Origin of the sequence: Paraglaciecola algarum, from assembly GCF_021532655.1 — a bacterium.
GTDB lineage: Bacteria > Pseudomonadota > Gammaproteobacteria > Enterobacterales > Alteromonadaceae > Paraglaciecola > Paraglaciecola algarum.
This window is the reverse complement of the sequence record NZ_JAKGAS010000008.1, coordinates 190,118-211,769: the sequence shown is the minus strand read 5'-3', so window position 1 is coordinate 211,769 and position 21,652 is coordinate 190,118. Positions and strand designations below refer to the sequence as shown.

The following is a 21,652-nucleotide window of genomic DNA, read 5'->3' as shown; positions in this document are numbered from 1 at the left end:
GATACCCCCTTAGTTGACTTGTACACGTAGTTCGGCAGTAGACCGACTAATGTGACCAAGTAAATTTTTAACATCACTGGTTTTAGGTTTTACCAGTCTAAACTTAGGTAAATACTCGGCAAAATTGCTCAAGATATTATGGGCGTGTTCACTACCAGTTTCTTCGTAATGTTGGTTGATTAAGCCCCGCAAGTGTTCAGTTAAAATAGCTTTGTCGCCGATTGTCATGGCTTCGACTAATTCACCGTTAACTCTGTGTTCAAGGTCACCTTGCTCATCAAGAATATAAGCAAATCCGCCTGTCATACCTGCACCAAAGTTAACCCCTGTGCGACCTAATACAGCAACGATACCGCCAGTCATGTATTCACAACCATTGTCACCTATGCCTTCAACCACAGCTATAGCACCTGAGTTACGTACCGCAAAACGTTCACCGGCTAAACCTGCGGCAAATAATTTTCCGCCAGTTGCACCGTATAAACATGTATTACCAGCGATAACACTTTCGTTAGATTTGAAGCTTACGCCTCTTGGTGGATGAATAACTAGCTTACCGCCAGCCATACCTTTACCCACGTAATCGTTAGCATCACCGGCTATTGTCATTTCTAAGCCGCCAGCATTCCACACACCAAAACTTTGACCAGCAGTGCCTTTAAAGTTTAATTTAATTGGGTGTTCGTCCATGCCACGGTTACCATGATGTTGGGCAATTAAGCCAGAAATGATAGCGCCTACAGAGCGGTCAGTATTGCGGATGTCGTAATTAAATACGCCACCAGATTTACTAGTTACAGCCGATGTTACGTCATTCAACAATTGCTGGTTTAAGTCACCTTTGTCAGCCGGTGCATTGTTTTCTTGACTACAGAATAACTTAGTGTGATCACCTTCTTCTGGTTTAGCCAAAATAGGACTTAAATCTAACTTGTTCTGTTTAGCGGTAACACCATCTAGCACTTTTAGTAAGTCAGTACGACCAATCAAGTCGTCTAACTTAGCGACACCTAAAGAAGCCATGATCTCACGTACTTCTTGAGCAACAAACCTAAAGTAGTTCATTACCATTTCAGGCAAACCAATAAAATGGTTGTCCCTTAAGTTCTCGTCTTGAGTAGCAATACCTGTAGCACAGTTATTTAAGTGACAAATTCGTAGGTATTTACAACCTAGTGCAACCATAGGACCTGTACCAAAACCGAAACTTTCAGCACCTAATATGGCGCCTTTAACTACGTCTAGGCCAGTTTTTAAACCACCATCAGTTTGTACGCGTACTTTATGACGTAGGCCATTACTGACTAGGGCTTGCTGCGTTTCAGCAAGACCTAACTCCCAAGGACTACCGGCATATTTAACTGAAGTCAGTGGGCTTGCACCTGTTCCGCCGTCATACCCAGAGATAGTAATTAAATCGGCATAAGCTTTGGCTACACCACAAGCAATGGTTCCCACACCTGGCTCAGATACTAATTTCACAGAAATAAGTGCAGCCGGGTTAACTTGTTTTAAGTCAAAAATTAGCTGGGCTAAATCTTCGATAGAATAAATATCGTGATGTGGTGGTGGTGAAATTAGGGTGACGCCTGGCACTGAGTGACGCAGTTCAGCAATATATGCATTAACTTTATCACCAGGTAATTGACCACCTTCCCCAGGCTTAGCGCCTTGAGCGACTTTAATTTGTAGAATTTTGGCATTTACCAAGTAATGAGGTGTGACACCAAAACGGCCAGAGGCGATCTGTTTAATGTTTGAGTTTTTCTCATTACCAAAACGTTTAACATCTTCACCACCTTCACCAGAGTTTGAGTTACCACCCAAACGGTTCATGGCAATGGCTAGCGCTTCATGTGCTTCTGGGCTCAATGCACCAATAGACATAGCTGCGGTATCAAAGCGTTTAAATAAGTTTTCAGCGGGCTCTACATCATCAATTGAAATGGCTTCAGAATCAGGTGCAAATGCTAATAAGTCACGGAAACAAGCAATTGGACGTTCATTAACTAATGCACTGTATTTTTCATAATCTGCGTAGTTACCGCTTACTACTGCTTTTTGTAGTGTAGTGACGACGTCTGGGTTATATGAATGGTACTCTTCACCATGTACATATTTTAACAAACCACCGTGGGTAATGGTTTTACGTTTTAACCAAGCGATGCGATTTAAGTTAATTTGGTCTTGTTCGAAATCTTCAAAACCTGCACCTTGGATACGGCTAGGTACACCTTTAAAACACACGTCCATGACAGAGTCATTGATACCTACTGCTTCAAACAGTTTAGAACAACGATAACTAGCAATCGTAGAAATACCCATCTTAGACATGATCTTATACAGACCTTTATTGATGCCTTTGCGGTAATTCACTATGGCTTGCAGAGGTGTTTGTTCAATTTGACCAGATTCACACAATTGCTCAATAATTTCATAAGCAAGGAATGGATAAACAGCTGTGGCTCCCAAACCTAGCAATACTGCGTAATGATGAGGGTCGCGTACAGAAGCTGTCTCTACTACGATATTCGCATCACAACGTAAACCTTTATCCACTAAACGTTTTTGCACCGCACCTACAGCCATAGCAGCGGGTATTGGGATAAGTGAAGGTTTGATACCACGATCGGTCAACACTACAAACGCGGCACGTTTATGGCTCACAAGGTGTTCAACTTCATCACATATTCGACTAAGGGCTTTTTTGATACCTTCAGACGGCTGATAGTTAAGCTCAACAAACTCCGCATAATAGTGTTGTGGATCGTATTGGCGCAGTTGTTTTAGATCTGTGTAGGTCATGACTGGTGAGTCAAATAAGACTCGGTCTGCATAACCAGATGTTTCAGTAAATACCGACATCTCCCGACCAATACAAGTCGCTAAAGACATGACGTGGTTTTCACGTAATGGATCAATAGGTGGATTGGTTACTTGAGCAAATTGCTGACGGAAGTAGTCATAAATAGTTCGGCTCTTGCTCGACAAAACGGCCATTGGGGTGTCATCACCCATAGAGCCTGTCGCTTCTTGACCATCTTTGGCTAGTACTTTTACAACCTGGTCGATTTCTTCATAGCTAATATTATATTGCTTGAAGTAAGTGTTCATCATGTCATCGTCAAACATACGCTTACCGATTTCTGGTGTTTCACATTTTTCGATAGGCACTAAACGACGAATACTCTTGTCTAGCCATTCTTTATATGGATGACGACTTTTAAGATCTGTGTCTATTTCATTAGAACGCCAGATTTTACCAGTTTCAGTATCAACCGCTAACATTTCGCCTGGTGCCACACGACCTTTTTCTATTACATCTTCAGGTGCATAATCCCAGATGCCGACTTCAGAGGCTAAAGTGATTAAACCATCTTTAGTAATAACATAACGAGCAGGACGTAGACCATTACGGTCTAAGTTACAGGCAGCATGACGACCATTAGTTAATACGATACCAGCCGGGCCATCCCATGGTTCCATGTGCATTGAGTTAAATTCGTAGAAGGCTTTTAAGTCTTCGTCCATGGTTTTGTTATTTTGGTACGCGGGTGGTACTAATAAACGCATAGCGCGGAACAAATCCATGCCACCGGCTAAAAATACTTCTAACATATTGTCTAATGAAGAAGAATCTGAGCCTACTTCATTAACAAAAGGCGCGGCATCGGCTAAATCTGGTAATAAAGGAGTTTTAAATTTACCTGAACGGGCTTTTGCCCAATCACGGTTACCACGAATAGTATTAATTTCACCATTGTGTGCTAAAAATCTAAAGGGTTGCGCTAATGGCCAACGTGGTAAAGTGTTGGTAGAGAAACGTTGGTGAAATACACAAATAGACGATTTCATGTTCTCGTCGGCTAAGTCTAAATAAAATTTAGGTAAATCACCTGCCATGACGAGTCCTTTGTAGACTGTCACTGTGCTAGACATACTGGCAATATAAAATTCAGGATCGCTTTCAAGACGTTTTTCGATACGGCGACGAGCCATAAATAAACGACGTCCCAAATCTTCCGATCTCCAACCTAGTGGAGCATTAATAAAAACCTGTTCAATTTGAGGTACACAACTAGCTGCTAAGTCACCTAAAATTGAATCGTCGGTAGGCACTACACGCCAACCAACTAAACCTAAGGTTTCTTTTTCTAGTTCTTCAGCAATGATCTGACGAGCAGTGGCCGCTAGTGTTTGGTCTTGGTTAAGGAATACCATACCTACACCATACTTCTTACTAAGCTTCCAGCCGTTGTCAGCTGCTACTTTTTGAAAAAAAGCATCAGGCTTTTGTAACAATAAACCGCAGCCGTCACCGGTTATGCCATCAGCAGCAATACCGCCACGATGTTGCATACGGTCAAGACCTTCAATAGCGGTACTGACTAATTTGTGACTTGGCTCGCCTTGAGTATGGGCGATTAATCCAAATCCACAGTTATCCTTTGAATCGTTGGGATGATATAAACTCATTAATCTAAACTCCTTCAACTTTCGACTGGGTGTATGTTGTTTTGCTGCTACTAAACATCAAAGGTACGTGTATCACACGCGATTGGCTTCTTGCCTAACCCGATGCTCTTTCTTCGTATTTTGTATTGGGGATGCCAGTCGACTATCGAATATTTATACTAAGCAGGTCGTGTAAAATACCGAGTATCAATTTATAAATCAAATTTCATATTATATAGAATTGAAGAAAAAACAAATATTAAATGAAATAAACATTAAAATGATAATTATATCAAATGTTTAGGATGTTTTTTTGTGTTGGTTATAAGCTATAAAAAAAACCACATTCTTCTCTGTATTTGTAATTAAAAAGTTAAAATACTGAGTGTTTTTTGTAGTATCCATTGATTTAAATGGAATAATTATCCACTTTTTTCGCATAAGTAGTCTTTTTTGCTGGGTCTTATATTGTTTAATGCTAGGCTAAGTTTTGATCCTAAGAACATTCTTGGTAGCATGTCGCGTCTTAAATGATTTTGACCATTTAATAATCGATAAAAACAGACGTTTTATATAAGCGTAAGCGCTAATAATAAGTACAGATAATTCGATTTACTTTGAGAACCATAACTATGTCACAAAATTCTCCACTAGATCCATGGGTAATCCGCTTTGCCAAATTTATAATACGTTTTGGTGCTGTTAAGGCCAGCTTGTTGTTTGTTGTTCTAACATTGATTTTTACCTTTATAGGAACCTACTGTTTACGTATATGGTTGGATGGTAGCGTACAGACTCAAGACTTTATTGGCGCAACCATTCTTTCTTTATTGAGCGCACCTTGGGTATTATGGTTTTTTAGTGAACTAGTTAAACAACTCGAGCAGTCAAGACTTAGGTTAAAAGATGCTGTTACTCAGTTGGAAAAACTGCGCGAAGAAGACGAACTACTCAATCGTACCTTACAAAATAATATCAAACAGCTAAACCACGAGATTGAACAGCGCAAAAATGCTCAGTTGGAGCGTGAAGATATGTTCACTGATCTTGAAAGAGAGATTGAGGATAAATCAGAAAAAGAACAACAAGCTCAAAGCCTATCTACATTATTAAGATCAATTATCGATGCCTCCCCCGATCTCATTTATTATCGGAATCCTGAAGGACAGTTTGCTGGTTGCAACAAAATTGCAGAGCAAATGACAGGCAAAACCGAAAAAGAGTTGATCGGTTTAACCCCCCATGAAGTGTTTGATGAAGAACTGGCTAATCAAGTTGTGACCAGTGATCACTATGTGTTGGAAAACAACGTGACTGTCACCGAAGAGATTTGGTTACGTTTTGCCGATGGAAAACGTCGTTATTTTGAAATGTGCCGAGTACCTTTTTATAACGCAGACAACACCTTATTAGGTTTGTTGGCTTTCGGCCGTGATATTACTGAACGTAAACAAGCTGAAAATGCTTTAGCTAAAGCCAGTAAAGACAAAACTAAGTTTATTGCTACCATCAGCCATGAGTTGCGCACCCCACTTAACGGCATTGTAGGTTTAAGCCGTATGTTGCGAGATACCAAGCTTACTAATGAACAATTTTCTTGGGTCAGTACTATCTATGCTAGTGGTATTACCCTAGGAAATATATTTAATGACATTATTGACTTAGATCGCTTAGATAGAGATAGGTTAGAATTATCCCTGAAGACGGTTTCCATTAGAGATTTCACTCAAGAGTTAGGTAGCATTATTGATTTATTAGCTAAAGATAAAGATTTATCCTTTGAAGCTACAGTGAATGATCCTCTTCCGGCATTAGTTGAAGTGGATGGCACCAGGCTCAGACAAACCTTGTGGAACTTACTATTTAATGCAGTGAAGTTTACCCAAAGAGGTAAAGTGTCTTTAGAAGTGTCAGCAGAGCCTATTGACTCAAAACATAGCATGGTGACTTTCAAAGTTTGTGATACTGGGGTGGGAATTCCGCAACAAGATTTAGATAAGATTTTTGCTATGTACTATCAGGTCGATTTACCTGAGCACCAAAGTGCCACAGGTACTGGAATTGGCTTAGCAATTTGCCAGCAGATGGTATCCTTGATGAATGGTAAAATTAGTGTCAGCAGTGTGATAGGTGAAGGGACGTGTTTTACGGTTAATTTACCTTTAGCAATTAGTCAAAAACCATTGCAAGTAGAAGAGCTAAAAGTCACAGGGTTACAAATTTTATTAGTTGAAGACATAGAACTAAACGTAATGGTGGCTAAAGCCTTATTAGAAAAACTAGGTCAGCATGTTGACGTAGCCATGACAGGTCAAGAAGCTATAGATAAGGCTAGAGATAAAGAATACGATTTAATTTTATTAGATATACAGTTGCCGGATATGACGGGTTTTGATGTGGCGAATGTGTTACATGAAGAAGGGTTAGTTGAACAAACTAGCATAGTGGCTCTTACCGCCAATGTGATAAAAACTCGTCAAGAATATTTAGATAATGGTATGGACGATGTTATTGCCAAACCTGTTAAAAAGAGTCGCATTATTGAAGTGTTCAATAATCTATTCTGTGAACCGGTTTCTGAACCATATAAGCCTATTGAGGCGCCTAAAACTGGTCAGCTTGAATCTATATTAGATTTAGAAATGTTACAGATGTTGGTAGATACCATAGGCCACGAAATGGTTAGAACCAGTGTTGGAGTTTTTCAGGACAACATGCCTGAATACTTAGAAATACTGCAACTTAACTTAAGTGCCGATGAAAAGGATGAAGTTTGCTCTCAAGCTCATAAAATTAAAGGAGCTGCTGGATCTGTTGGTTTAGCTAGAGTACAGAAAATAGCCAACGAAATTCAACAAGGCGATCACCCAGCTTGGTGGGAAAATGTTCATGACTGGGTAGAACAACTTAATGAAGCGGCACACAAAGATTTAGAAAAATTACAAAGTTGGTTAAGCCAACAAGATATTGATGATTAGCATTAAGAGTGACAACGAGTTTGTCACTCTTGGTTTATACCCTATAAAAGAATGCAGTAAAGTTTTGCAAAGATAAAACGGCTGTTAACAATTTTATTATTAATTTATTTTAGGTTGCACAGATAATGTCCACATTTGACCCGATTGATCATTCACATCGTCGCCGTAATCCCTTGACTGGGGATTGGGTGTTAGTATCACCTCACCGTGCTAAAAGACCATGGCAAGGCCAAGTCGAAAAGCCACAAGTAGCAGACAGTGTAGCCCATGATCCTAGTTGTTATTTATGTTCTGGCAATACCCGTATTAATGGTGAAATAAACCCTAAGTATGAAGGGACTTTTGTGTTTACTAATGACTTTGCGGCCTTAATGAAAGACACGCCAGAATCAGCACAATCTAATGATGATTTGTTTACCTTAGAGGCCGCTAAAGGAACCAGCCGAGTAATTTGTTTTTCACCTGAGCATAATAAAACCTTACCTGAATTAACGTTACCGGCATTAGAGGGCGTTATCCAAACGTGGCAAGAACAAGTGGCTGATTTATCTAAAGAGTACGTTTGGGTACAAGTGTTTGAAAACAAAGGTGCGGCTATGGGTTGCTCTAATCCACATCCACATGGACAGGTTTGGGCTAACAACTTTATTCCAAATGAAGTGGCTAAAGCCGAAAAAAGCCAAAAAGCTTATTTTGACAAGCATGCCAGTTCGTTGTTGTTAGATTATGCCAATAAAGAATCTGCCGGTGGGTCTCGCACAGTTGTAGAAACAGACCATTGGATTGCAGTTGTTCCATATTGGGCAGCGTGGCCATTCGAAACTTTGTTAATGCCTAAATTTGCTTGCCCAAGGTTGACTGATGTCAATGAAGAGCAAAAAGCTGATTTAGCCATAGCGTTAAAAAAACTCACCAGTCGTTACGATAACTTATTCCAGTGTTCTTTCCCGTATTCTATGGGGTGGCATGGCGCGCCAAATAACTTGGACAATACTGATCACTGGCAAGTACATGCGCATTTTTATCCGCCGTTGTTACGTTCAGCCACAGTGCGTAAATTTATGGTGGGTTATGAAATGATGGCTGAGCCACAACGTGATTTAACAGCTGAACAAGCAGCGGCACGTTTACAAGAATTAAGTGATGTTCATTACAATGAGTCAGCAGGAGAATAATTAACATGGCAAATATTTCACAATCAATGCTGACTAACTTAGATGCAGTTTTTACCAGTACTTTTGGTGCCGCGCCAACTCGGCATTTTCAAGCGCCGGGTCGAGTCAACCTAATTGGTGAACATACAGATTACAATGATGGTTTTGTTTTACCTTGCGCTATTGATTATCAAACTTTAGTAGCGGTTACGCCAAGAGATGATATGACTGTGCGTGTTGTGGCGGCAGACTATAACAACGAACAAGATGAGTTTACTCTAGACGCCGATATTCAAAGTCACCCAACTCAGCTGTGGAGTAACTACGTGCGTGGTGTAATTAAGCATCTACAAATACGTGGTCATAAATTTAAAGGTGCTGACATTGCGATAACCGGTAATGTGCCACAAGGCGCGGGTTTAAGTTCTTCAGCTTCATTAGAAGTAGCGATTGGTGAAACCTTCCGCCTGCTTTATAACTTGTCATTAAGCAAATCTGATGTAGCAGTAAATGGCCAGGAAGCAGAAAACCAGTTTGTAGGTTGTAACTGCGGGATCATGGATCAAATGGTCAGTTCTTGCGGTTCTGAATTCAATGCTTTGTTGCTTGATTGTCGCTCACTTGAAACTCAGTTAATTTCCATGCCGAAAAACTTATCTGTGATGATCATTAACTCCAATGTTAAACGTGGATTAGTTGACAGCGAATACAATACTCGCCGTGAACAGTGTGAAGAAGCTGCAAGTATTTTAGGCTTAAAAGCATTACGTGACATTAGTTTAACTGACTTACAAGCCAGTAAAGATAAGTTGTCAGAAGTGGTTTATCAGCGTGCCCATCATGTGGTGTCTGAAAACGAACGTACCTTAAAAGCGGCAGATGCTTTACGGGCTGGTGATGCTGCATTGTTATCTAAGTTAATGGCAGAATCTCATGCGTCAATGCGTGATGACTTCGAAATTACCGTTCCACCTATCGATTTTGTAGTGCAAACCTTGCACGACTATTTAGGCGACAAAGGCGGTGCTCGTATGACAGGTGGTGGTTTTGGCGGTTGTATGGTGGCCTTAATGCCTCACGATATGGTTGAAGGGGCTAAACAATTAATTGAAGAAAAATACCAAGCTGAAACGGGATACAAAGAAACTATTTATATCTGCAGTGCTAGTGACGGTGCGGGCGAAGTTTAATCTGCTATTTTAGGATTAATCTTTAGTCAAAAAAAAGCCCAGATAAAATCTGGGCTAAAACACATACTAGGAACACACATAAAAACTAAACACACTATATATGACTCAGTGTTTTCTATTTAGTTCACTCATACGAATAAAAATATTAATTTAATTTAATTTTGGGAGCTAGGAACTGCCTCCAGATTGTTATTACTTAACGTGAAAAATTAACGCAAAAAAAAGCCCAGATATCATCTGGGCTAAAACACATATAAGGAAAACACACACAAAACTTGAACACACTAATTATGACCAAGGGGTTTTCTATTAGTTCCCAAATTAGTCAATTTTTTAAACTTAATTTAAATTAGCTTTAAATATATGCCTATGTGGTTGGATTTTTAGTCTGTAAGCGGGTTAAATCTTCGTGAAGTAACGAAACCCAACGTTTAAACACTTTTCGCCAGGCTCTATTTTGAGAGGCTTTATTATTACTATTAATTTGTAATGATAAGTCACCGGTAACAATCATTCTGTTACCTGCGTTGACTTCCATGCCATCTTCAATGACAGCTAATAAATCACCAGTTTTTGCATTGGCAATCACAGCTTGAAAGGTAATAGTTCCTACTCCCTTCTCATTACTGCTTGTGCCAACTGTACTTAATCCAGCATCATTGTATCTTTTACTGTATGGAACAAAATTCATTAATCTAAATTCAATCGCGAGTACGTCTTCACCGCCTTGATTTGTGATCGCGAAACCATCCCGTTCGCTAAAAATTTTAGCTGCAAAGTCATCAAAGTGCTGACAAATTGCATCCATTTCATCCCAACTAGATTCATTCCAGCTATTACGTAGTTCTTTATCGGCACTTTTATCTATGGATAAACGGTCAAATTGCATAGCGAAAAAAATGACTTTATTAAATGATTGAAAATCTTGACCGTTAGCAATTACGAACCTATCGAAGTTGCTATTTTCTACCATCTGTAATTCTGACGTAGCCAAAGGTTTAACACTTAATTCCGGTTGCAGGCCGAAACCAGCACATCCACTAATTAATATCATTAAAAACACACTGTATAATCTGTTCATTATTTTTCCTTTTGAATGAAGTGGTTAAAATATACACCAAAAAATAGTTGAGTCAAAAGTTCGATGAATAGTAGGTGCCAATTATTAGTAAAAAGCTCCGCACTAATTTGCTAGGCTAGTTTTATCAATCTAAATATAAATTATTCTCTATGAAAAATGTGTTGTTACTACTATTGGTTTGTACTTTTTTGAACGCTTGCACTAGCTCTACTTCGGTTTCTAATGATCATAAAATTAATCAAACAAGCCAAAATCATTATCAAGGTACGGAACAAGACTTACATATTTATTTATTAATTGGCCAGTCGAACATGGCAGGGCGAGCGCCTATATTGGCTGAGCAATATAACGTGATAGAAAACACTTTGTTATTTGATTCGGAAGGTGAATGGCAGTTAGCTACCAATCCATTAAATAGGTATTCCAGCATTAGAAAAGACATGTCGATGCAAAAGTTGGGAATTGGTTATGCTTTTGCAATAACTATGAGCCAGAATTTATTTAAAACGAGTCATAAAACCCAACTTGGTTTGGTAGTGAATGCTAAAGGTGGTACCAGTATCACTAAATGGCAGCCAGGTCATAAATTTTATGAGGAGGCAATAAAACGAGCCAAATTGGCTCAGCAAACGGGTACCCTAAAAGGCATATTGTGGCACCAAGGCGAAACAGACTTTGAAGATAAAGATTATCTTCCTAAACTAATTGATCTAGTCAATAATTTAAGGCGTGATTTAGCTCAACCAAATTTACCTTTTGTAGCAGGACAAATCTATAAAACACCTTCAATCAATGAGCAAATTGCACAGCTACCGAAAAAAGTACCTTTTACTGAAGTGGTGATGGCAGAAAACCTTAGCGCTATGGATCGGTGGCATTTTGACAACCCTAGTATTAATAAATTAGGCTCAGGATATGCACAAGCTATGTTGAAATTACAAACAAAGCTTCTATTTCAATCGGCTGAACAAAATTAGCAGAATGCCCCCTAAAATTAAGCAGCTAGAAATTATTAAATGCAAGCTAATTGATTCGCCGACAAACATTACGCCACCTAGTGCAGCCCATATGGGCACAGAAAGTTGGGATACTGCGGCTAAGCTAGAAGGCAGTTTAGGTAACACATAATACCAAACAGCGTAACCTAAACCAGAAGCAAGCACACCTGAAGCTAAGGTGTAAAATAAGCCCGCAGGGCTTATGGAAAAATCAGAGGTAAAATATAACCAGCATAAAGCAACAATCGAAATTGGCATCAATCGAATAAAGTTACTGCTTGTATCCAAAAGTGGCTGGTTAGATTTAGCGCCAATTAAACTATACATACCCCAAGCAATACCAGCTACACCCATAATCAAACATCCTAGTAAGCTAGGTTGGCCCAATTCAGGATAAACAAAGTAAGCAAATCCTATAAGGGAGAACAGCACTCCGATCTTTTCTATGTTTGTTAATTTATTACCGTTTAGCCAATTGTGAAATAACATGGTGAACTGTACGCAGGCAAATAAGGCTAGTGCGCCCGTTGCTGTGTTTAACGTTATATAAGCGAAGGAAAAGCCCGCAGCATAAACGAACAAATAAAAGGCCCCAGCAACACTGCCGAATTTAAAAATGTGTTTGGCAGTAGGCCTAGTTCTTATACTCAAAATCAATAACAAAACAGCTGCTGCCGATATTAATCGTATTGCAGTAAAACTTATTGGGTCCACTCGCTCTACGTTTAGCGCTAGGCGACATAGTACCGAATTAGCAGCAAAAGCGAATAATGCTGCTAGGGTAAAAAGTGTTGTGCTAACAGTTTTGACCGCCAAGTTATAATAACAACCAAGTAGCTGTACCTAAAAAGGCAAATATACCTACTACATCAGTAATGGTAGTTAAAATAACACTGCCGGCTAATGCAGGGTCAATTTTTAACTTTTTCATAACCATAGGCAAGGTTGCTCCGGCTAAACCAGCGGCAATCATATTAATCATCATGGCAAAGGCGATAACCGCGCCCAACATTAAATCTTGTTTCCATAGAGCAATAACTGAAGCTATCAATACAGCCCAAATCACTCCGTTCAAAAATCCAATGGCTAATTCTTTACTGATCAACCAGCGAGCATTGGACCCTGTGACATGACCTAAAGCCATACCCCGTATAACTAAGGTTAAGGTTTGATTTCCTGCTACGCCGCCCATACTAGGTACTATGGTATTTAAAATGGCTAGTACGGCTAGCTCACTTAAGGTAGTCTCAAATAAATCGCTGACCATAGCGGCCATAAGGGCGGTAAATAAATTGACACCTAACCATAAAGTACGTCTTTGAGTACTTTTCACTACTGGGGCAAAGGTATCTTCTTCGTCGTCTAAACCGGCCATACTCATCATAGAGTGCTCAGCGTCTTCACGAATTATGTCCACTACATCATCAATTGTGATTCGACCCAAAAGGTGATTATTAGCATCAACAACGGGAGCTGATAACCAATCGTAGCGTTCAAATAAATTGGCTACCTCACCATCTTCCATATCAACAGGAATAGAAATGGAGTCCTTAATTAATGATTCAACGGGCACGTCTGGCGCCGCAGTAATGAGCTGAGTAATGGCTACACCACCCATTAATTTATTTTCATTATCAACTACATATAAGGTATCAGTGTGCTCGGGTATATCACCTTTTAGACGTAAATAACGTAAAATTACATCTACGTTTATTTTCGGGCGTAAGGTAATCGTATCTGTGTTCATGATGAAGCCAGCGGTTTCTTCACCATATGACAGACCCAACTCAGCTCTTTGTCTGTCTTGTTCGTCCATAGCAGACAGCAAATCTTGAGATACGGCTTCAGGTAAACTGTGCAGGGTTTCAACTAAGTCATCAGTATCCATCTCTTCAAGAGCGTCTGTGACTATTTCTGGTAGCATCTTATCTATGATGCCGTTACGTACGTCTTCAGATAATTCTTCTAATACATCACTGTATAAATCAGGCTGAATTAATTGCCATATGTCTAATCGGCTGCGGGTGCGGCTAGATTCTAAAAGTAATGCTACATCACAGGGTTTGAGCTCTTGCAATAAACCCATCACTAACGCAGTGTTGCCTTCTGCTAATGCATCATTGATAGCATTAAGTTGACTTTTAGTGCTTTTGGCTTCGAAAGAATCTGGCATGAGTGACTACTATTTTTCCAGTTTAGGTAATTTCCAATTTAGGTAACTAACAATGAAGTGTTCAGTCTGGTGATTTTACACCATTAGTTTAATCGATGCTTATTTCAATTACAAAATACTCCCGCAAATCAATCACACTTAATTGTGGTAAAAAATTTGGCGCTAATTGAACCTATGTTTTACAATTCGATAAATTATTTTGCGGATTAAAAGAATTGTATGGGTGATACAAGTGAGCATTATGTTAGTCATCTCGCTGAAGTCAGCAAAAGCAATAAAGTTGTCTTAGAAGAAGATATTTATAACGAGCGTGGTGTTTTAGTTGTTAAAAAAGGCACTCAAGTTGATCGCGAGTTGGCCCAAAAAATTGCTAAACACAAATTACAAAAACCTTTAGACACCTCAATTTCGCTGCAAAACATTTTAACTCCTAAACAGTCTTTGATGATATTTAGCCAGCGACTCGAAAGCTTAAACCTGTCAAAGGCAGTTAAAAAAAGTTACGTTTTTGAAGAAGCGGCAAAAGCTTTTACCCTATTAACTCAATACCCTTTAATAGCACAAAAATTAATGGTACTTGCTGAGCGTTTGCCAGACGTATTTAGTCGTTCATTAGGCTCCTCTGTAATGGCAAAGGCGCTGTCTAAAGAGTTAAAACTACCCATTGACACACAAAATAATGTGTTTTTGGCCTGTATGATTTCTGAAGTGGGGGTGTTGCATATAGATCCAACAATAGTGAATAAGAAGGGGCAGAGAAATGCCAAAGAGCTTAAGTTGCTGCAAGGGCATGTTGTTATCGCCAAACACTTCAGCGAAATGGTACCAAATTTACCTAGTATTGTAGGTAGAGCTATTTTGGAGCACCATGAGCGAGCAGATGGTTTCGGTTACCCTTATGGTAGAAAAATTTCAAAGCTCTGTATTGAAGGGCAAATCTTATCTATGGTGGATAAGTTAAGTTTGATTACACAAAGACTGGTGCAAAACGGCTCTTATTCGTGGTCGTCAGTTGAATCGGTATTCCAGATTCCTAGTACGGCTCATACGCCTGAAATGCAAAATGCGATGATTAGGCTTATTAAATATTTTACCTTAGATTACAAGCCTGCCTTTCCGCCTGCTACCTACAAAAAGCTTTTAGCTATTTGTATCGAAAAGCGTAAAAGGCTGGCCTTTTGGTTTAAAGAATATGCGAAGATTTACGTAGACCACGAATCTTTATTGAAAGATTCAGACGAGTTTCAGCCCATAGCATTGTTTGAACAATTAGAATATACGGTTAAAACCTCTGGTATTTTAGTTGAGCAACAAGAACGTTGGCTACAAGCCATGTACCAGCAAACTATTAATATTTGTGAAAATGAAATTGAAGAGTTTTACTTAGATCTAGAAGAGATTGAAGAGCAATGTTTTTTTGTGATGCAAAAATTAGTTTTATTCAAAGATGAGTTAACAAAATTGTTCGGTGACGAAGATCTACCTATTCAATATTATGAAGGCTTAATGTTTATTTTAGATCCTGACGAAAAACGCCGAATAGTATAGTCAAGCTTTCCTGTTTAAATGGAAATAAGGTCTATTTTTTAACTCTTGCTTCCACCGACTTAAATTCATCTAGGGTTAACAGTAATTGGCTGCTCCGTATTATAAAAAACTCAATATAGCTTGTTAGCCCAAGGCCTTTAGCACTTTTTCAACAATGGCATCAGCTATCGGCATAGCCGATGTGGCAGCGGGCGAGGGCGCATTACCTATGTGCAAACTTCGTGGGCTGTGTAGAAAACAAAAGTCGTGTATCAGTGTGCCGTCCTCTTTAACTGCTTGAGCACGAATGCCGCTGGGGTAAGCTAATAGATCTTGTTTTTGAATATCAGGGCAGTATTTTTGAACCTTACGTAAATAACCTTGAGTAAAAATAGAATCTCGTTGTTCGGCTAAACCACTTTTTAGATGGGCTTTGGTCATAGGCATAAAACCTTTGAATTTAATGGTGTTCCATAACTCTTTAAAATTAATGTTGGTTTTTGCGTAGGCTTCTTTACCTAAAGCCAGTACTGCGTTGGGCCCAACTGTAACACTACCATCGATCATCTTAGTTAAGTGCACTCCTAAAAAGGGTAAGTCTGGGTCGGGTATAGGGTATATTAAATGATTAACTATCTTGTTGTACTTTTCTGGTAAGCGAAAATATTCCCCTCTAAAGGGCAATAATTGAAAATCAAATGATAAGCCTAACTTTTTAGCAATTGTGTCGGCATAAATTCCCGCACAGTTGATAAAAAATCCACAGTCAAATTGGTTTGCGTTATTACCTAAAGTGATACCTAGGCTTGTTTCTTTGGCATATTCTATCGGGCACGAGAATTGAACGTCACCCCCTTGATTTTTAAATAGATTTAACAAGGTTGAGGTAATAAGTGTGTAATTTGTGATACCTGTATCTTTAACAAAAATGGCACCCAGCCCGACAATATTGGGTTCACGTTTTTGTAGTTGGGTTTGATCCAATAGGCTGCATTCAATTTGGTTTTGTTGACAACGTGAATACAAGTCTTGCATACATTTGAGTTCTTGAGGCGTGGTGGCAACTAATAACTTACCGCATTGTTCGTATGGCAAATCATGTTGTTTACAAAACTCTATAGTTCGCTTGAGCCCTTCTTTACAGTATTGGGCTTTCAAGCTACCGGGTGCGTAATAAACTCCTGCGTGGATCACACCAGAGTTCCGTCCAGTTTGATGGCTTGCACATTGTTTCTCTTTGTCTACCACTAAGATCTTTTTGTCTGGATATTTTTGGATCAAAGCATAAGCCGTAGCAGCGCCTACTATGCCAGCTCCAACTATAATGAAGTCATATCGTTTCAATCTTAAGCCCACGTTTTATTGGATTTACTTATATTGGTATTTCGTATCCCAGATTCGAGTTAAACATCTTAGCCTGTTTAGCTAAGTTCGTCTGCCGTCATTACAAACTACCTTTACATTATATTTACGCATATGAATCTATGTGTTTATATATAACAAATGTATCATTGCCCTAGTTTAAAATTATCTTGCTTGTGTTTACGTTACTAAGTCCGTTTACGCTTCTTGAATGGCAAGGTCATAATCATGGTTAGGTTGATAGATGAATTTTCTAAAACGAATCTGTTGTATATTTTTGCTTGTTTTCTGCGGTGTGATGACTGCTTTTGTTAGTCGTGCTGAGTCAAATAAAGAATACACTAATGTTGTATTGATACTGATTGATGATATTAGTCATTATGGCGTAACGGCATACGGGGCAGATAGGATTAACTCTTATCGAAAACGGTTTAAAGACGTTAAATTCTCTACTCCTAATATTGATCAACTAGCTCATGAAGGTGTGCTGGTGGAAAATGCCTTTGCCTATCAATTGTGTGAAAACACGCGTGTTGCCATTATGAGTGGCAAAGAAAATAGACGTAATTATTTGCAACCTAAGTCACTGCATCACTCTGATATTACCTTTGGCGATACTTTTCAAAAAGCCGGTTACAAAACAGGCTTGTTCGGCAAATGGAAACAAAGCCGCGGCACCCAACATATTCATGGCAAAGACTACATATTTGAATTTGGTTGGGACGAATTTACTGCGTTTGACGTAGTAGGGGCTAAAAATCGTTTTATTAATCCCGATTTAGTGGTGAATGGAAAAATCACCAATTACAACGATAGAAAAGACGTAGACCCTATTACCGGTCGCCGTTGGTATGGGCCAGATATAGTGAATCGTGATGCCTTAAACTTTATTGAAAAAAACAAAAATAAGCCGTTCTTTTTGTATTATCCCATGATGTTAATTCATGACAAACATCAGCCCACGCCAGATACTTTACCCCGCTCAGTGTTTGATAACTTCCAAGAAAATAAAAAAACTAAAGTCCCTATGGAAGTCAGTGGCGACGACCATAAATTTTTACCTGACATGATTGCCTACATGGATAAAATGATTGGCAATGTGGTGAAAAAGTTAGATGAAACAGGTTTACGAGAAAATACCTTAATTGTAGTCGTGGGTGACAATGGCACCAAAGAAACCTTTGAACATGTGTTTGCTGATGGCTCTCGTTATCCGGGGCGTAAAGGTGGCCATGCCGATAACGGTTTACATGTGCCGTTAATTCTTAATCAGCCTAAAACCATTCCTGCTGGGTTAGGTAAAAAACAAAACCACTATCAAGGTTTGGTAGACATAGTCGACATATATCCCACCATAGCTGAAGCGGCTAATGTAACTATCCCTAATCAACAAGATATCGACGGCATTAGTTTTTGGCAGCAAGCTATAGGCGGCGCAGGTGTGGCACGAGAAACCATTTATCACTGGGGTAATGCCAATAACAAATATACAGACAATGAGGTGTTAGTTAAGTACGCCTTTAATCAAAACTTTAAGCGTTATGCACCGAGTAAACACTTCCCTAAAGGGCGCTTTTTTGATTTACGTACCGACTTGTTAGAGAGCGCTGGCGATAGCTATAAAGAGTTTAAATTTAAAGTTTTACGTTACAGTGGTTTACCTATTGAGTCTTTAAATGCCGAGCAAAAGGCAGCCTACGATATGTTAGGTGAAGTGCTAAAACAAAACCAAATTGTCGAGATACAAGACATTACAATAATGTCTGCACCTAATAAGTTGAAAGTCGGCCAAATGAGCCAGTTGCATGCCAAGCTCACGCCCGCTAATACCACTCGAAATGGCCTGATATGGCATTCAAGTGATCCAAGCGTACTGTCTATCAATAAATTTGGTGAACTCAGCGCACATAAAAAGGGGACTGCGCAAATCAAAGTTTACGCTTGGGCAGACGCTAGACCTTTAGCTGATAAAAAATCAGCTGAGTTTTTAACTACGGGTATAAGCGATACCCGTACCTTTACAGTATTTTAATTAACAGAGACCAATAAAATGAACTTGCTAAAAAAACTAAACTACTCTCTGATTGCCTTAAGCTGCGTATTACCCGCTGTGTCTATGGCGGCAGCTCAACCTAATATTGTTTTTATCATGGCCGATGATGTGGGTTTAGGCGATGTGAGTGCTTTTCATCGCCAATATACTGATAAGCCAGTGGTACTTGAAACACCCGCTATTGACGCACTCGCAGCGCAAGGAATGTCGTTTACCGATGCTCATTCACCCACTGCTTTATGCGCACCTACTCGTTACTCTGTCATGAGTGGTAACTCTACCTATCGCGCTTACGCCAAATGGGGAGTATGGAGTACTTTTGCTAAAACGGCTGTGACTAAAGAAGATGCGACAATAGGCCGTATTGGTCAACAGGCGGGTTACACCACAGGTTTTGTGGGGAAATGGCATTTAGGCGGCACCTTTTTAGGTAAAAATGGTGAAATTTATAAAGGGGCAAAAGGTGGGCCAAAATCAAAAAATGTGGATTTAACTAAGTGGGTGGCGGGTAATCCCGCAGAGCTTGGTTTCGACTACGACTTCACGGCACCAACGGGTGTGCAAGGGCCAACATATTCACTACATGAAAATGGCCAGTGGTATAAATTTAACAAAGATTCAAAATTAATATACGTAGACGAACATTCAGCTATAGATAAAAGTTTTGTCAGTGATAAAGGCCCAGGTATGGGGGATAGCCATTGGGACAGCACTAAATTAAATATGATGTTAGCCAACAAGGCGGCTGACTTTATCAAGCGCAGTGCCAAAGGCGATAAGCCCTTTTTATTGAATTATTGGAGTCCAGCCACTCATATCCCTCACACCCCACCGACAGAAATTGATGGTGAAAAAATCTTAGGCTCAACACCCACACAGCACTTAGATATGACCAAAGTGTTAGAGATTGAGGTGTCACGTATTGTTAAAGCGCTTAAAGAGTCAGGTGAATACGAGAACACTTTGATTATCTTTACCTCTGACAACGGTGGATTGCCTGAAAAAACAGAAATACAAGCAGGGCATAATTCATCAGCTATTTATAATGGCCGAAAAAACTCGCCTCTTGAAGGAGGGCATAGAGTGCCCTTTATTGCTGTTTGGCCGGGTAGAATCAAGGCTGGCAGCATAAATGACACTATGGTGAATGGCACTGACATAGTGGCCACTGTGGCGGCAGTGTTAGACGTAAAACTAAACGAAAATCAAGCCAAAGACTCATGGAATCTATTGCCGACTTTGACCGGTAAACCATACCAAGGCCGTGAGTTATTAATGCAACAAGCTGGTAGTCAAAATCAGTTGATGTTACGGGAAGGTGACTGGAAAATAATCATTCAGTCCAACAACAAAGTGACTAAAAAAGAGCTAGTGGCTTTGTATAACCTAAAAGACGACCCATCTGAAAAACGTAATTTAATCAATGAACCAAAACATAAAGCCCGTGCGCAAGTTATGTTTAAAAAGTATTGGCAAATCCGTGATTCAGGAATGCGCACTGCGCCGATTCTTTAAGTTAAGCTTAAGTCTAATTAATCTCCAAAAGCCCACGAATGAAGTGGGCTTCTAGCTGGTTTTAACTCTTTATGAATTTTTAGTTTGTTTAATAAATATTATTTTCATTAAAATCATACCTATTAAAACTAATATCGAAGAAATGCCTAAAATGGGCCCTAAAACAGCTGCATCTGCATAATTGCCATACATACAAAATAAAGCAGATACCAAAACCAGTGCGCCCACTTGATGACAAATATATTGCGCCACACATAACTTACTTGTTTGATCTGTGAGCCAGGCTTTATAGATTACAGAATAAATAAACGACACCACAAAACCAACAAGCATAATGTGGGCGTGTGCAACAAGTTGGCCATGATTTTTTGAGGCAGCCATGTAAATGCCTAAAACTAGTCCAACCAAGGCGTAACCTAAAGCAGTTAAAACGTATTTTCTATCCATTACTTTCACCTTTTCTGAGCGTGTGAATTTGAGTTTATGAATTTAAAAGTTTGGAAAATACCAACTTCAGCCTAATCTATTTGTTTTAAGCTTGGCAGTGTGTTGTAAACATACAATAGTTTGTATAAGAAAAAAACGCAGAGATAATTACATTTTTATAAAAATGCCAAGTTAAATTGTAACCCTCTGGCTTGTTTATGCTGCTAAAAACCTTTTAGCTTATCTCTTGATATAGTAGTTCTAACTCTCTAATAAAAGAAACTAAAAACTCATATGAAAATAACTATTGAGACCTTGGTAAATAAGCAATTAGATATTGTTTGGAATGCTTGGATTACCCCTGAATGTATAACAAAATGGAACTTCGCTTCGGACGATTGGTGTTGCCCAAGAGCAGAGGTTGACCTTGTCCAAGGAGGTCGTTTCAACTATCGAATGGAAGCCAAAGATGCTTCTATGGCTTTTGACTTTGAGGGAACATTCACCAAGGTAATAGATAAAGGATATATTCAATATGAACTTGATGATAACAGGCTTGTAGATATTGAATTTATAGCGACCCCAGCTGGGGTGAAAGTAATAGAGTCATTTGAAGCTGAAGATGAAAACTCGGCGCAGCAGCAAAGGCAAGGCTGGTTATGTATATTAGAAAACTTTAAAACATATGTAGAAGGCCTAACTCCTTAACAAAAGCTTGGTAAGCATTAGGCCCTGACCTT

14 protein-coding genes are annotated in these 21,652 nt (G+C 39.3%); 8 read left to right on the top strand and 6 right to left on the bottom strand.

The window, feature by feature from the left end; genetic code table 11:
• Positions 1-9: 9 nt before the first annotated feature.
• On the bottom strand, positions 10-4,476 hold the full coding sequence (gene gltB / locus L0668_RS15315; protein ID WP_235313587.1) for a glutamate synthase large subunit: 4,467 nt from the start codon (positions 4,474-4,476) through the stop codon (positions 10-12).
• Positions 4,477-5,087: 611 nt separating this feature from the next.
• Between gltB and arcB the strand changes: the two genes are divergently transcribed.
• From arcB to galK, 3 genes are all read left to right on the top strand, one after another.
• On the top strand, positions 5,088-7,433 hold the full coding sequence (gene arcB / locus L0668_RS15310) for an aerobic respiration two-component sensor histidine kinase ArcB (RefSeq protein WP_235313586.1): 2,346 nt from the start codon (positions 5,088-5,090) through the stop codon (positions 7,431-7,433).
• Between the two features lie 125 nt (positions 7,434-7,558).
• Complete coding sequence (locus tag L0668_RS15305) at positions 7,559-8,608, top strand: UDP-glucose--hexose-1-phosphate uridylyltransferase (protein ID WP_235313585.1); 1,050 nt, start codon at positions 7,559-7,561, stop codon at positions 8,606-8,608.
• Positions 8,609-8,613: 5 nt separating this feature from the next.
• A complete protein-coding gene (gene galK, locus L0668_RS15300; RefSeq protein ID WP_235313584.1) occupies positions 8,614-9,777 on the top strand; it encodes a galactokinase in 1,164 nt (387 codons plus the stop codon).
• Positions 9,778-10,144: 367 nt separating this feature from the next.
• Here galK and L0668_RS15295 read toward each other — a convergent pair whose 3' ends face one another.
• On the bottom strand, positions 10,145-10,858 hold the full coding sequence (locus L0668_RS15295) for a DUF3313 family protein (protein WP_235313583.1): 714 nt from the start codon (positions 10,856-10,858) through the stop codon (positions 10,145-10,147).
• A gap of 149 nt (positions 10,859-11,007) precedes the next feature.
• On the opposite strand from L0668_RS15295, the gene L0668_RS15290 reads away from it, so the two are divergent.
• Positions 11,008-11,835: a sialate O-acetylesterase gene (locus L0668_RS15290; RefSeq protein ID WP_235313582.1), complete on the top strand. Its 828-nt coding sequence runs from the start codon at positions 11,008-11,010 to the stop codon at positions 11,833-11,835.
• On the opposite strand, the gene L0668_RS15285 is transcribed toward L0668_RS15290, so the two are convergent.
• Positions 11,809-12,672 carry a DMT family transporter gene (locus tag L0668_RS15285; RefSeq protein ID WP_235313581.1) on the bottom strand — a complete coding sequence of 288 codons (864 nt, stop codon included), beginning with the start codon at positions 12,670-12,672 and terminating at the stop codon, positions 11,809-11,811. The two genes, L0668_RS15290 and L0668_RS15285, sit on opposite strands and share 27 nt — an antisense overlap.
• Position 12,673: 1 nt before the next feature.
• Positions 12,674-14,029, bottom strand: a complete 1,356-nt coding sequence (gene mgtE, locus L0668_RS15280) for a magnesium transporter (protein ID WP_235313580.1) — start codon at positions 14,027-14,029, stop codon at positions 12,674-12,676.
• A 219-nt stretch (positions 14,030-14,248) separates the two neighbouring features.
• Here mgtE and L0668_RS15275 point away from each other — a divergent pair, with 219 nt between their 5' ends.
• Positions 14,249-15,577 carry an HD-GYP domain-containing protein gene (locus tag L0668_RS15275; protein ID WP_235313579.1) on the top strand — a complete coding sequence of 443 codons (1,329 nt, stop codon included), beginning with the start codon at positions 14,249-14,251 and terminating at the stop codon, positions 15,575-15,577.
• 123 nt (positions 15,578-15,700) lie between these two features.
• Here the strand turns inward: L0668_RS15275 and lhgD are convergent, their stop codons facing one another.
• Positions 15,701-16,900, bottom strand: a complete 1,200-nt coding sequence (gene lhgD / locus L0668_RS15270; RefSeq protein ID WP_235313578.1) for an L-2-hydroxyglutarate dehydrogenase — start codon at positions 16,898-16,900, stop codon at positions 15,701-15,703.
• Positions 16,901-17,162: 262 nt separating this feature from the next.
• On the opposite strand from lhgD, the gene L0668_RS15265 reads away from it, so the two are divergent.
• Positions 17,163-18,950, top strand: coding sequence for a sulfatase-like hydrolase/transferase (locus tag L0668_RS15265; RefSeq protein WP_235313577.1), 1,788 nt, complete (start codon positions 17,163-17,165; stop codon positions 18,948-18,950).
• Between the two features lie 18 nt (positions 18,951-18,968).
• A complete protein-coding gene (locus L0668_RS15260) occupies positions 18,969-20,486 on the top strand; it encodes a sulfatase family protein (RefSeq protein ID WP_235313576.1) in 1,518 nt (505 codons plus the stop codon).
• 69 nt (positions 20,487-20,555) lie between these two features.
• Here L0668_RS15260 and L0668_RS15255 read toward each other — a convergent pair whose 3' ends face one another.
• Complete coding sequence (locus L0668_RS15255; protein ID WP_235313575.1) at positions 20,556-20,933, bottom strand: TonB-dependent receptor; 378 nt, start codon at positions 20,931-20,933, stop codon at positions 20,556-20,558.
• Between the two features lie 273 nt (positions 20,934-21,206).
• On the opposite strand from L0668_RS15255, the gene L0668_RS15250 reads away from it, so the two are divergent.
• Entirely contained in the window at positions 21,207-21,620 is a 414-nt protein-coding gene (locus L0668_RS15250) for an SRPBCC family protein (RefSeq protein ID WP_235313574.1), read from the top strand.
• The last annotated feature ends 32 nt before the right edge of the window (positions 21,621-21,652 follow it).